General features: G+C 66.5%; 10 protein-coding genes and 1 tRNA gene. 6 read left to right on the top strand and 5 right to left on the bottom strand.

Going from position 1 to position 10,412, the window contains the following annotated elements; all coding sequences use genetic code 11:
- Positions 1-175: 175 nt before the first annotated feature.
- Positions 176-628: an SRPBCC family protein gene (locus ACIPKM_RS16965; RefSeq protein WP_070417310.1), complete on the bottom strand. Its 453-nt coding sequence runs from the start codon at positions 626-628 to the stop codon at positions 176-178.
- Between the two features lie 74 nt (positions 629-702).
- On the opposite strand from ACIPKM_RS16965, the gene ACIPKM_RS16960 reads away from it, so the two are divergent.
- Positions 703-1,245 (top strand): amino-acid N-acetyltransferase, encoded by a 543-nt coding sequence (locus ACIPKM_RS16960; RefSeq protein WP_070417309.1) that lies wholly within the window; start codon positions 703-705, stop codon positions 1,243-1,245.
- A 64-nt stretch (positions 1,246-1,309) separates the two neighbouring features.
- Entirely contained in the window at positions 1,310-1,996 is a 687-nt protein-coding gene (locus tag ACIPKM_RS16955) for a hypothetical protein (RefSeq protein WP_402737162.1), read from the top strand.
- A 214-nt stretch (positions 1,997-2,210) separates the two neighbouring features.
- Here the strand turns inward: ACIPKM_RS16955 and ACIPKM_RS16950 are convergent, their stop codons facing one another.
- Positions 2,211-2,420, bottom strand: a complete 210-nt coding sequence (locus ACIPKM_RS16950) for a cold-shock protein (RefSeq protein WP_022907629.1) — start codon at positions 2,418-2,420, stop codon at positions 2,211-2,213.
- A gap of 304 nt (positions 2,421-2,724) precedes the next feature.
- On the opposite strand from ACIPKM_RS16950, the gene ACIPKM_RS16945 reads away from it, so the two are divergent.
- Complete coding sequence (locus ACIPKM_RS16945; protein WP_071296496.1) at positions 2,725-3,108, top strand: SseB family protein; 384 nt, start codon at positions 2,725-2,727, stop codon at positions 3,106-3,108.
- A gap of 75 nt (positions 3,109-3,183) precedes the next feature.
- On the opposite strand, the gene radA is transcribed toward ACIPKM_RS16945, so the two are convergent.
- Together radA and ACIPKM_RS16935 are read right to left on the bottom strand one after the other, a co-directional pair.
- Entirely contained in the window at positions 3,184-4,545 is a 1,362-nt protein-coding gene (gene radA / locus ACIPKM_RS16940) for a DNA repair protein RadA (protein WP_071302988.1), read from the bottom strand.
- A gap of 10 nt (positions 4,546-4,555) precedes the next feature.
- The gene (locus ACIPKM_RS16935) at positions 4,556-5,545 is read right to left on the bottom strand and encodes an SGNH/GDSL hydrolase family protein (RefSeq protein ID WP_071302970.1); all 990 of its coding nucleotides are present in this window, start codon (positions 5,543-5,545) and stop codon (positions 4,556-4,558) included.
- A 142-nt stretch (positions 5,546-5,687) separates the two neighbouring features.
- On the opposite strand from ACIPKM_RS16935, the gene ACIPKM_RS16930 reads away from it, so the two are divergent.
- Both ACIPKM_RS16930 and ACIPKM_RS16925 read left to right on the top strand, forming a co-directional pair.
- Positions 5,688-5,777 (top strand) — tRNA-Ser (locus tag ACIPKM_RS16930).
- Between the two features lie 472 nt (positions 5,778-6,249).
- Entirely contained in the window at positions 6,250-8,688 is a 2,439-nt protein-coding gene (locus ACIPKM_RS16925) for a hypothetical protein (protein ID WP_402737161.1), read from the top strand.
- A 196-nt stretch (positions 8,689-8,884) separates the two neighbouring features.
- Here ACIPKM_RS16925 and ACIPKM_RS16920 read toward each other — a convergent pair whose 3' ends face one another.
- Positions 8,885-9,226 carry a nuclease-related domain-containing protein gene (locus ACIPKM_RS16920; protein WP_402737160.1) on the bottom strand — a complete coding sequence of 114 codons (342 nt, stop codon included), beginning with the start codon at positions 9,224-9,226 and terminating at the stop codon, positions 8,885-8,887.
- A gap of 42 nt (positions 9,227-9,268) precedes the next feature.
- On the opposite strand from ACIPKM_RS16920, the gene ACIPKM_RS16915 reads away from it, so the two are divergent.
- Positions 9,269-10,372, top strand: a complete 1,104-nt coding sequence (locus ACIPKM_RS16915; protein WP_402737159.1) for a family 43 glycosylhydrolase — start codon at positions 9,269-9,271, stop codon at positions 10,370-10,372.
- Positions 10,373-10,412 lie beyond the last annotated feature (40 nt).

Raw genomic sequence — 10,412 nt, 5'->3', positions numbered from 1 at the left:
GGGGGCGGTCGGGCCGGTTCCGCCCGTGCGGGGCGGGCCGGGCGACCCCCCCCTCCCCGGGGGGGGGGGGGGGGGGGGGGGGGGGCCGCCCCCCCCCCCGGGGGGGGGGGGGGGGGGCCCGGGGCCCCCGCGCCTCCCGTCCCGACCGTGGTCGCGCTCTCGTGCGTCGGCCTGATCAGGCCTGCACGTCGCCCCGCCACCCGGTGTCGGTGGGCGCCGACTCCACGCGCTCCTTGTAGTTCTGCAGGTCCTTCTTGATGGCGTGACCGCCGACGCCGACCGCTGCGCCGAGCTTCTCGAGGAAGCCGGAGGGCTCCCAGTCGATCTGCGCGGTGACGCGGGTCTCGTCGTCGGACAGCTTGTGGAAGGTGACGACGCCGGCGTGGTCGGTCTCGCCGTCCTTGACCGTCCACGCGACCCGCTCGTCGGGGTGCTGCTCGGTGATGAGTGCACGGAACTCGCGCTCCTGGCCGGCGACCTTCACGGTCCAGTCGGTGGTCTTGTCGTCGACCTGGACGATCTTCTCGACCTCGTCGAGGAACTCGGGGAACTCCTCGAAGCGGGTCCACTGGCCGTAGGCAGCTGCGACGGGGACGTTCACGTCGACGGTTTCGATGATCTGAGGCATGACCCGGACGGTAGGCGGCCACGGCTGGGCGCCGTACAGGGGCGTGTCCCCCGGGGCGCACTAGTGTGAGGGAGATGACTGAGCACGGGAAGCACGCGTTCCACGAACGGGACGAGCACGGCATCCTGGTGCGCCCGGCCCTGGCGTCGGACGTCCCGCACATCCAGCGGCTCATCTCGCCCTACGTCGACCGGCGGATCCTGCTCGGCAAGGAGAACGTCGCGCTCTACGGTTCGATCCAGCAGTTCCGGATCGCCGAAGGCCCCGACGGTGTCCCGATCGGGTGCGGTGCGCTCGCCGTGTTCTGGGACGACATAGCGGAGGTGCGAACGCTCGCCCTCGACGCCGACTGGATCCACAAGCGCGTCGGCCACCGCATGCTCGAGGCACTGGAGCACGACGCCCGCGAACTCGGTGTCGCCCGCATCTTCTGCCTGACGTTCGAGGTCGACTTCTTCACGAAGCACGGGTACCTCGAGATCGGCGAGAGCGTCGTCTCTCCCGAGGTGTACGCCGAGCTCGTCCGGTCGTCGGACGAAGGGGTCGCGGAGTTCCTCGACCTCGCACGGGTGAAGCCGAACACGCTCGGCAACACCCGCATGCTGAAGATCCTCTGACGCTTTCGGCTGCCGTCCGGCGGGGTTCCCTCGTCGGGCTCGCGCCGTTGTCTACCCTGTGCGCATGTCGTCGTTCCGTCACCCCGTCGGGCCCGAGAAGCCGGGCGTCTACTGGCGCCGTCGTGCGATGGTCATCGGGGTGCTGCTGCTGATCGTGGTCGTCGTCGTGTTGATCGTGGTCGGGCGGGGTGGGGCGTCTGCTGACCCGGGGCCTTCTCCCACTTCCGCCTCCGCATCGTCTGCCGGGCCGTCGTCGTCGCCGCGTGCCACGCCCTCTGCAGCCGCTTCGCCCTCGGGATCGGCCTCGCCCTCGGCCTCGTCTTCGTCTTCGGACTCGGCCAAGGACGGGTCGACGTGTACCAAGGAGCAGATCGAGCTCACGCCCGTCGTCGACAAGACCTCGTACGGCCCCACCGAGGACCCGAAGATCGCGATGTCGATCAAGAACACCGGGTCGAACTCGTGCCACATGGACCTCGGGTCGTCCCAGCAGGTCCTCACGATCTCGTCCGGCGAGGAGCAGTACTGGTCGTCGAAGGACTGCCAGACCGGCGGGACCAACCAGGACGTCACGATCAAGGCCGGGCAGACCCTGACCACGCCGGCGATCGCCTGGGACCGGACGCGGTCGTCGACCTCGACGTGCGACTCGTCTCGGCCGTCGGTGACCGGTGGGGGTGCGAGCTACCACCTGGAGGTGGCGGTGGGGAACATCGAGTCGAAGGCGTCGGTGCAGTTCATCCTCGGGTAGTCCGGCGGTGCTCACCGGCTACGATGAAGGCAAGTGGATTGGGAATGCCCGGTCGGCGTCAACCCCCGGATCTCCGGGGGTTTTCGCTTGTCGCGGGGGTTTTCGCTTGTCCGGGGAGACCTCGAGGCCACGGTCCTCGGTGCTGTAACCGTGTCGTGGAACGGGAACGGGCCCGTCGTCACGAGGACGACGGGCCCGTTCGGGCTGGAGGAGATCAGCCGATGACGGAGATGTTCTCCGCCTGCGGGCCCTTGCGACCCTCGGTGATGTCGAACTCCACCTTCTGGTTCTCCTCGAGCGACTTGTAGCCGTTGCCAGCGATCGCGGAGAAGTGAGCGAAGACGTCAGCGGAGCCGTCGTCCGGGGCGATGAAGCCGAAGCCCTTTTCGTTGTTGAACCACTTGACGGTGCCGGTCGATGCCATGATGGCGTTCCTTACTTTCTTGCCAGTCGACATCTGCAGTCGACTGCCTTGCGATGCGGTATTCGCTACCGCCGATCCACCGACGGATGTCGTCAGATCGATGCGTCCTGCGGGCATGGGGCCGGTAGAACGGGTTCGGGGCCAGGCGGCCGGGGAAGGCCAGTGACCGATGGCGCTCGAGGTGCTGTGCACCGGAAGAACGATGGACTCCCGCCGAAGCGGTTGGTACCAATCTACAGTCTTGTGGCCACAAGGGAAGAGCCGAAGTCGCCGAACGTCCATGAATCTGGTGGACTGGGTCTCGATGGCAGACAAGGAACAGCGTTTCCGGAGCGAACAGCTCGAGGCGGCGCTCGAGAAGCAGGACGTCGCGGCGGTGGCGTTCGCGCTCCGCAACGACATCGTGATCGTCCCCCGGCTGGTCACCGGCAAGAAGGACATGCAGGTGCGGGTGTTCGGGCGTGAGGGCTCGGACAAGCGCATCCTGCTGCTGTTCTCGTCGGCAGACGCGTACACGGCGATGGTGCCGGACGAGAAGGTCCGGCAGGTGATGGTCTACGACGGACCGCGGCTCGAGGAGTTCATCGCGGCGCACCTGGATTCGCTCGAGGGCGTCTTCTTCGACATCGCGGGCCCGCACACGATGCAGGCGACGCCCGAGGACCTGCTGGCGGCGCTCCGGGCCTGACTCGCGCTTACGTGTGCGTCGCTCGGCGGCGTGTCGCACCGCCGGCTCTGCCGTGATCGGTGCTGCCGTGATCGGTCAGAACGCTCGGTCGAGTTCGCGCTCCCGCTCGTTCGCGGCCAGGGAGAACGCGACCCGCAGTGCTTCGCGGAGGTGCTGGGCGTCCGCGCCGAGCACGGTCGTGAATCCGAGGCGTGCGGCTTCGCTCGCGCGCTGCTTCGTGCCCGTGGTCGGGCGGATCTCGCCCGCGAGGCTGATCTCGCCGACGGCCGCCAACGTGTGCGGGTACGGGCGGTCGCGGGCGGCACTCGCGAGGGCCAGTGCGATGGCGAGGTCGGCGCCGGGCTCCGTGAGCTTCATGCCGCCCACCGTGGACACGTAGACGTCGGCATCCGACAGCTTCAGGCCGGCGCGACGTTCGAGCACCGCGAGGAGCATCGCCACGCGGGAGGAGTCGACGCCGTTGACGACGCGGCGCGGCTGGGGTGCCGAGCTCGGGACGACGAGCGCCTGCACCTCGACCGGGAGCGCCCGGCGTCCCTCGAGCGCGACGGTCACGCACGTGCCGGACACCGGCGCGCCGTTCTTCGACATGAACAGGCCGCTGGGGTCGGGGACCTCGTGGATGCCGTCGCCGGCCATGTCGAAGCAGCCGACCTCGTCCGTGGGGCCGAAGCGGTTCTTGAGCGCGCGGACGAACCGGAGCGCGGTCTGCCGGTCGCCCTCGAAGTGGCACACGACGTCGACGAGGTGTTCGAGCAGTCGGGGTCCGGCGATCGTGCCGTCCTTCGTCACATGGCCGACGATGAGGACCGGGAGCGCGCGGTCCTTCGCGACGCGGATCAGCGTGGAGGCGACTTCGCGCACCTGCGACGTACCACCGGCGATGCCGTCGATCGAGCTCGACGAGATGGTCTGCACCGAGTCGGCGATGAGGAGGTCCGGCTTGACCTGGTCGATCTGGCCGAGGATGACGCCGAGGTCGACCTCGCTCGCCAGGTAGAGGTCGTCGTGCATCGCCCCTGTGCGTTCGGCGCGGAGCCGGACCTGGTCGACGGATTCCTCGGCGCTGACGTAGAGCACGCGCTTGCCGGTCGCTGCCGCTCGTGAAGCGACCTCGAGCAGGAGCGTGGACTTGCCGACGCCGGGCTCGCCGGAGAGCAGGACCGCCGCACCCGGGACCACTCCGCCGCCGAGGACGCGGTCGAACTCGCCGATGCCGGTCTGCCAGCGCTGGACCGTTGTTCCGCGGGATTCGGTGATGGGCCGTGCCACGCGGTTGCCCGTGACAGCAACCGAGGCGGTTCCCCGGGTACTGGCCGTGGCCGCAGTGGAGTCCTCGACCGTGCCCCAGGACTGGCACTCGCCGCAGCGGCCGACCCACTTGATGCTGGTCCAGCCGCACTCGGTGCAGCGGTAGAGGGACTGAGCGCGCGCCATGATCGCCAGGCTAGGCGGTGCCGCCGACATCACCCGCGCGGTCGTCCGGACCGTCGGGGCGCGTGTCGGGTCCGGCGTCGGGCACGGCGACCGACCCGGTCATGCGCTGCCGAAGGCGGTCGATGCGGCCGGGGCGCTCGGCGTGGTCGAGAGCCTCGGCGCCCTCGGTGTCCTGCTCGGCCCGGGCGGTCGCCACCGCTCCGGCTCCGGCGCCGAGGTCCTCGGCTTCGCGGGCGGACAGGTAGTGCCGGATCGCCGCGACAACGTCGACCCGTGCGTCGACCGCGGGTTCGAACGCGCTCGCCCAGATCTCGTACCCCCGGTCGTTCGGGTGGAACAGGTCGCCGTAGCTGTTGAAGAACGTCCGGCGCAGCCCGACCCGCTTCGTGATGGTGTGGAGCGGCGCGACCGTGAGCCCGAACTCCTCGGCCACGCGGTGCACGATCTCGTTCGCCACAGCGACCTTGCGCTCACGGTCGGGGACGAACATGCACGGCAGCTCGGCGACGATCGCATGTGACGGCACCGCGCCGTAGATGTCGCGGATGTTCCGCTCGAACTTGTCGGGGTGGAAGTCGGCGATGTCGTTCGCGCCGATCGACACCGTGCAGATGTCGGGTGTGTAGTTGCGGAGCTTCGGCAGTTGGTCCTTCCGTGCGCCCCAGGTCGTCGAGCCGGACACGCTGAGGTTCACGACGCGGACCGACGACCGGGAGCGGTGCCGGATCCGGCGGGCGAGCAGTCCTACGTACCCGCGGTGGGGCTCGCTCGCACCGACGCCCTGCGCTGCCGAGTCACCGATCGCGAGGTACGTGATCTGCCCCTCGTGCTGCAAGCGCTCGCGCCACCAGTCGGCATGCACGGGCAGCAGTTCGCCGACGCGACGGGCGGCGGCGCGCTGGCCGCGGACGCCCGCCCGGGCGCCGAAGGCAGCGCCCCCGAGGACGGTGAGGCCGCCGACGACCGACGACAGCAGGGCAATGAGCGTGCGAGATCTCATGCTGTGGACGTTACGCGGACTTCTTCGGGACGCGATCCGTCTCGACCGGGCCGTGGACGGGCGTCCGGGACCGGCCACCTGTGGAGGGGGAGTCGACGCGCGGTGGTGCGTGGTGCCTCCCGGATCGTGTAAACTCTTTCCCGGTACCGTGTCCGAGCGGCCGAAGGATCATGTCTCGAAAACATGTGTGGGGGCAACTCCACCGTGGGTTCAAATCCCACCGGTACCGCCACAGAAAACCCCCGTTCATACGGGGGTTTTCTTCGTTCGGGGGAGCCGTCTTAGAGGAGGCGTGGCGCGGTCTCTCGATACGCCGCTCCGCCTTGCGGCTTTCGCAGGGGCCTCCTCTTCGATCAGGCAGTCCGCCGTGCTTTCCAAGGCCTGAGGCTCCACGTGCACTCTCGCCTGTTCGGTAGCGCGCTTGGCGCGGAACTGCTCGTGGCAGTCGCTCCTGTGGCCGGCTGACTCCAAACGGGACCAGGAGTGGGGCTGAGCGTCATCGAGACCAGGGCTCAGATGTGTGGTGAATCCGCGAGGAGGATCCAAGAACTGCATGCGTGCGGCCGGCGGCAACCCTAGTCCGGGTGAGGCCTGAACCGCTGCATGATCACGCCGCGTGGACGACCGCGTAGCTGAGCGACGCTCCCTTTGGGTCTTGACATCAAGACCACGAGACTGTGACCTGTCACTATGAGCGGTAGGGCATGACCAGCATGGCGGCGACGGCCAAGGAACTTGCAGAACAATACGGGGATCCTCTGTGGCGTCGTAAATTCGTCGATCTCACGGACTTATTACAAATTCTCGCGGATTGCATCATTCCGAACGACTATTCGATACCCGACGGTATGAGTGGCGCTCTGTTGCTCACTGAGGCGGGAACTCGTATGAAGGACCGACTTATCCGTAAGGAGCACGTGCCGATTAAAGAGGCGCACCTTATGTGCGCTTTGACTGTTGGACATGACGAATTATTCCTGAACGTCGAAGAGACTGACCTCGATAAGCTGTCGAATCTTATTGAGGGGCAGCTACGGAATCGTCGAATCAGGTTCCCCTTCAGTTACGGGCGCAAGCTGTATGACGCTTACAGCCGCCTTTTCGAAGACGAAAAGGACGTGCTAACAATAGATGAGACTCTGCAGCTAATTGAGGCCGTCCCTGACGGCGTCTACCAATACGGAAAATACATTATCGGCCCATATGGCCTCCTTCAGAGTCGAGCGGAACGGCATGTCCGCTTCAGCCGAGTCGTGCCGGCCTACCACTGTTCACAACCGACCTGCAAGTCAGTGCATCAGGTGCGCCTTTCAACGGGATACGACGCACCGATCAATGACGAACGAAAGAAGTTGCGGCGGATACTTGACGAGTCGATCGCTAAGGCGGCCGACTGGTGGGGGCTCGCGCTCGAAGTCGACAATTTCGCCGGCGCGTTCTACGCCGATCATCATGCGGCCACGCTTGTAGGCCTGCTGGGTGATGCGGTGAGCGACGACGAATTGCGTCACCTGCTTGTATTTTTGCTCGACGAGACAAAGGGTGAGTTCCGCGCTGCGGTTAAAGATCTTCTCCCCCCGGGTGCGGCCGAGAAGATGGTCGAAGGACTCGGTCGCGACGAGATGCAACAGCTCGTACTGCTGGCAAATGAGGAACGGATCGCCCGGGGGCTCGATCGCCTTGTTTATGCAGGCATCATCGAGGTCCCGCGCGGCGAGGTTCGTCGGCCGGTCACAAACATTCGGAATCGCTCTGGTGCCTTCCAACTTACGCCCGAACTCGGGCACCTCGGCGTTCGCTTCGTCAGTGACGATCCCGGCTTTGCCTCTCTGCGCGAACGTGAATTGCTTGACCGTCTGTATCTTCGGGACAACGAGACGGACACCGAGGAGCTGGACTGGCAGTTGCGTGGATTCGATTCGGAGGACCTTGACGAGCGATTGGAAAACTTTTTCCGGTCCACGGACCCGCGGTCGGCTCTTACACGCATGATTCTGGCACGCAAAACGAATATGATCGCGGCTTGCGAGTATGTCGGGATTGAGGACGGAGCGCATCTATCCGACGAGCTTCTCGTCGAGACAGTGTTGTGGAAGCTTGGCTTCGATGTGCGAATCGAGCAAGATTCTCACGGACGATTTTGGGACCTTCATCAGCGGATCTCAGCCCTGACTCAAGCTAGTCGAATTTCTGGCATTGGCGAATCTGAGACCTTTAGGGGCGTGGCAAGCGCGTTCTTCAATGAACTGGAAGGTCTCTTAGCGGATGCCCTTGCGTTCTCTACGTGGGTGCTACTCGTGGACCATACGAGTCAACGGTTCCCATTCAGCTACAACGACGCTGATGATCGCGCGACAGCGCTTGCACTGCTTCAGATCGCTCATCAGGAGTCGGGTAATGTTGCGGAAGAGTTCGATTTTGGCTCCGATCGCTTAGAGCTCTATGCCCTGATCCGTGGGTTCGAGGTGCTCGCTAAGAAGCTCGACGCGGTTAAGGTACAGCAGTCCAGCCTCAGCCGACCGGCGAACGATATCCCAGATTTCGAAGGAAAGACGGCAATCAAGGAATTCGTCTTCAAGTCGCGCGTGCCGTATCTCAATCTGACCGAAGCGGCGCAAGATCGCTTGATAAAGGGTCTCAAAAGTATCTCGGCGGGGTTGCTGCATCCGGTAGAGGTCCATCAGGTGCGCAACGACTACTCGCATTACCGACGCACGTCGCCTGAGATCGAGCGTATGGTGCGAGCTCTAGATGCTATACGCGACGCGGTCAAAGAACTCGAGAACCTTGGGCTGGCGCGCCTTCTCTGCTTTCCTGCAGGTTTTGAGTCGGACGCCTGGGGTCGAAGTAAGCACCGCTTCTCTGGCCCTCGCAGTGTGGAACACCTGTTCGCCCGACCATCGAAGTTTGACTGGATGGGCCTGCCTGACCTGCAAACTTCCCAGTATATCGTCCGGGCAGCTGTGTTTGCGGAACCAAATGAGGTACTCCGCTTTACGCCCCGGTTTGAGAGTGAGTTTTCCAGGATGTGGGCCGGTTACCCTGCCCGACGCCAAAGTGGCCCAGTCGCCGGTGCGCCAAGTGAGGAATCCGGCCCACACGTGACTAACGTCGGAATGCAGACCGGTAGAACACCCGAGTAGTCCTTCTCAGCGGTGAACGGACGTAAGCGCGATCAGCGAGGGTGACGACGGTCGGTGCCCCAGTACGGGGCAAGCATGCGCTATGCCGAAACGCTAGCCGGCTGGGTCGTACGCGCCGCGACTGCCTGACCGACGCGGCCGACGGAATGAGCTCATGGCCGTCCGCGCTCGCCCTCTCGCGACGATTGTGAGCTCGTCAGATCTTTCCTCGGTGGTGCTTGGCGTCGACGACCCAGACACCGGCGCGGGTGACGACGATGTGGTCGATGTTCGCGGGGGAGCCGGGGATGCGCCGGTCGTGGAACACCACCACGTGTTCGGACGCGATGGCGTCGAGTCTCCGTCCGACCTCAGCCTCGCCGACCGCGCCGGACCTCCACGCCGCGGTGCTCTGTCGCTCGCTCGAGAGTGCGACGGCGATCGTGCCGATCCGCCCCTCGCCCCACGTCGAGCGGATCGTCGCCTCATCGCGCGCCCTGCGGCGGTCGTACTCGCGCTGCGCGGACGCGCCGGCGCCGGTCGTGTGGTCGGTCCCCATGGACCCATCCAGGCAGACAGCCTGCCTCGTCCACGAGCCCCAGTGCGAGGCGCGCGAACGACACGACGGGACGGTCGGACCACCGGACAGGAGGCGCGACACCGGACGCCAGCCGCGCCTCCAGTCCGACAAGCGGTCACCCTGGTCCGCGCGCGCCGACGGGGCGCAGAGTGGAGCGATGCCGACATCCGCACCCTCCGCAGCACCGCAGGCCGTGCGCCTCGTCGGCGCCCCTGGGGCGACGCGTCCCGCCGCGGGCGCCCCTACGCGAAGGACCCCTCCGTCATCCGGTTCGGCGGCCGGTACCTGCTGTACTGCTCCCTCCCGTCCGCGCGCGACGACGAGCCCGAAGGGTGGTCGGTCGGCATCGCCGAGAGCGACGACCTCGTCACGTGGCGGACGGTCGCCGAGCTGCCGTCGTTCGGGGAGTACGACCGCAGCGGTGCGGCAGCGCCCGGCGCGGTGGTGATCGACGGACGCGTCCACCTGTTCTTCCAGACCTACGGCCGGGGCCGCGAGGACTCGATCTGCCACGCGGTCAGCGACGACGGCGTGACCTTCACGCCGAACCCGGAGAACCCGGTGTTCCGCCCGACGGGGGAGTGGACCTGCGGCCGAGCGATCGACGCGGACCTGGTCGTCGCGGGTGATTGGCTGCTGCTCGGGTGGGTGACGCGCGACCCGACGATGACGACGCAGCTGCTCGGGACGGCACGAGCGCCGCTGGGGAGCGCGTACGGTCGCGACGACTGGGAGCAGCTGTCCGTCGACGGCCCGGCGCTGGCCCCGCAGCTGCCCTGGGAGCAGGACTGCATCGAGACGCCGGCGCTGCGGTGGGACGGCGAGACGTTCACGGTGTTCTACGCGGGCGCGTACAACAACCAGCCGCAGCAGATCGGGTGGGCGACGAGCCCGGACGGCCGGACGTGGACGCGCGGCTCCGACGAGCCGCTCGTGCCGGCGGGGCCGGATGGCGCGTGGAACCACTCCGAGTCCGGCCACCCGGGCTTCTTCCGCGACGAGGACGGGCGCGAGTACCTGTTCTTCCAGGGCAACCCGGACGACGGCCACACGTGGTGCATCGCTGCAACGGAACTGACGTTCGTCGACGGTGTGCCGGTCGTGCGGACGGACCCGGTGGGCTGACCCCGCCGGGTCGAGGCGGTCACGAACCGCGCCGTCGAGT

Source organism: Curtobacterium sp. NPDC086286 (assembly GCF_044746255.1).
Lineage (GTDB): Bacteria > Actinomycetota > Actinomycetes > Actinomycetales > Microbacteriaceae > Curtobacterium.
Note: the sequence above shows the minus strand (reverse complement) of the source record. Positions and strands in the feature narration are given on the sequence as shown.

Coding starts and splice junctions, on each gene's coding strand:
- radA (WP_071302988.1), bottom strand. CDS start 4,545: ATGGCGCGCGCTCAGTCCCTCTACCGCTGCACCGAGTGCGGCTGGACC.
- ACIPKM_RS16920 (WP_402737160.1), bottom strand. CDS start 9,226: ATGGGGACCGACCACACGACCGGCGCCGGCGCGTCCGCGCAGCGCGAG.
- ACIPKM_RS16945 (WP_071296496.1), top strand. CDS start 2,725: ATGGCAGACAAGGAACAGCGTTTCCGGAGCGAACAGCTCGAGGCGGCG.
- ACIPKM_RS16925 (WP_402737161.1), top strand. CDS start 6,250: ATGACCAGCATGGCGGCGACGGCCAAGGAACTTGCAGAACAATACGGG.
- ACIPKM_RS16965 (WP_070417310.1), bottom strand. CDS start 628: ATGCCTCAGATCATCGAAACCGTCGACGTGAACGTCCCCGTCGCAGCT.
- ACIPKM_RS16955 (WP_402737162.1), top strand. CDS start 1,310: ATGTCGTCGTTCCGTCACCCCGTCGGGCCCGAGAAGCCGGGCGTCTAC.
- ACIPKM_RS16960 (WP_070417309.1), top strand. CDS start 703: ATGACTGAGCACGGGAAGCACGCGTTCCACGAACGGGACGAGCACGGC.
- ACIPKM_RS16935 (WP_071302970.1), bottom strand. CDS start 5,545: ATGAGATCTCGCACGCTCATTGCCCTGCTGTCGTCGGTCGTCGGCGGC.
- ACIPKM_RS16950 (WP_022907629.1), bottom strand. CDS start 2,420: ATGGCATCGACCGGCACCGTCAAGTGGTTCAACAACGAAAAGGGCTTC.